Annotated in this window: 7 tRNA genes; all 7 read right to left on the bottom strand. The window is 53.4% G+C overall.

The features are described 5' to 3' along the window. Positions 1 to 2 precede the first annotated feature (2 nt). The 7 genes from FOI68_RS22740 to FOI68_RS22710 all read right to left on the bottom strand — a co-directional run bounded on the left by FOI68_RS22740 (position 3) and on the right by FOI68_RS22710 (position 680). Positions 3 to 75, bottom strand: a tRNA-Lys gene (locus FOI68_RS22740). Positions 76 to 82: 7 nt separating this feature from the next. Beyond that, positions 83 to 157: transfer RNA gene (locus tag FOI68_RS22735), tRNA-Gln, on the bottom strand. A gap of 14 nt (positions 158 to 171) precedes the next feature. Beyond that, positions 172 to 256 (bottom strand) — tRNA-Tyr (locus FOI68_RS22730). A gap of 32 nt (positions 257 to 288) precedes the next feature. After that, positions 289 to 364, bottom strand: a tRNA-Val gene (locus tag FOI68_RS22725). A 72-nt stretch (positions 365 to 436) separates the two neighbouring features. Beyond that, positions 437 to 513, bottom strand: a tRNA-Glu gene (locus tag FOI68_RS22720). Positions 514 to 521: 8 nt separating this feature from the next. Continuing rightward, positions 522 to 597: transfer RNA gene (locus FOI68_RS22715), tRNA-Thr, on the bottom strand. A gap of 7 nt (positions 598 to 604) precedes the next feature. Beyond that, positions 605 to 680 (bottom strand) — tRNA-Asn (locus FOI68_RS22710). Positions 681 to 812: the final 132 nt, after the last annotated feature.

The raw sequence follows: 812 nt of genomic DNA, 5'->3' as shown, positions 1-812 counted from the left end.
GGTGAGCCATGAAGGACTCGAACCTTCGACCCTCTGATTAAAAGTCAGATGCTCTACCAACTGAGCTAATGGCTCATGAAAATGGCTGGGGTACTAGGATTCGAACCTAGGAATGACGGAGTCAAAGTCCGTTGCCTTACCGCTTGGCGATACCCCAATGGATAATGGAAATGGTGGGGAGAGACGGATTCGAACCGCCGAACCCAGAGGGAGCAGATTTACAGTCTGCCGCGTTTAGCCACTTCGCTATCTCCCCAAATTCCTACCAACGAAGTGGTACGAATGGAATGGTGGAGGCTGACGGGATCGAACCGCCGACCCTCTGCTTGTAAGGCAGATGCTCTCCCAGCTGAGCTAAGCCTCCACAACACCCCACAAAGTCACGGTATGCTTGGAAGCACATTCCGTTTCCTTTGCAGGGACCCACTTCATTACATGGTGACCCGTAGGGGATTCGAACCCCTGAATGACAGCGTGAAAGGCTGCTGTGTTAAACCACTTCACCAACGGGCCAAAGGTAATGGTGCTCCCGACAGGAATCGAACCTGCGACCTCTTCCTTACCATGGAAACGCTCTACCGACTGAGCTACAGGAGCAGATGAATGGCTCCTCGGGAGGGACTCGAACCCCCGACCGATCGGTTAACAGCCGATTGCTCTACCGACTGAGCTACCGAGGAACGTTGAAGACTTCGCGCCTTCAAAACCGGATACGCATGGTTGGCAAAGGATATGGAGTGGATAAGTCCTCGACCGATTAGTATTCGTCAGCTCCACGCGTTGCCGCGCTTCCACACCGAACCTATCAACCT

The sequence above is a fragment of the Brevibacillus sp. LEMMJ03 genome, assembly GCF_007197875.1.
In the GTDB taxonomy this organism is placed as follows: domain Bacteria; phylum Bacillota; class Bacilli; order Brevibacillales; family Brevibacillaceae; genus Brevibacillus; species Brevibacillus thermoruber.
This window is presented reverse-complemented; position numbering and strand designations above follow the sequence as displayed.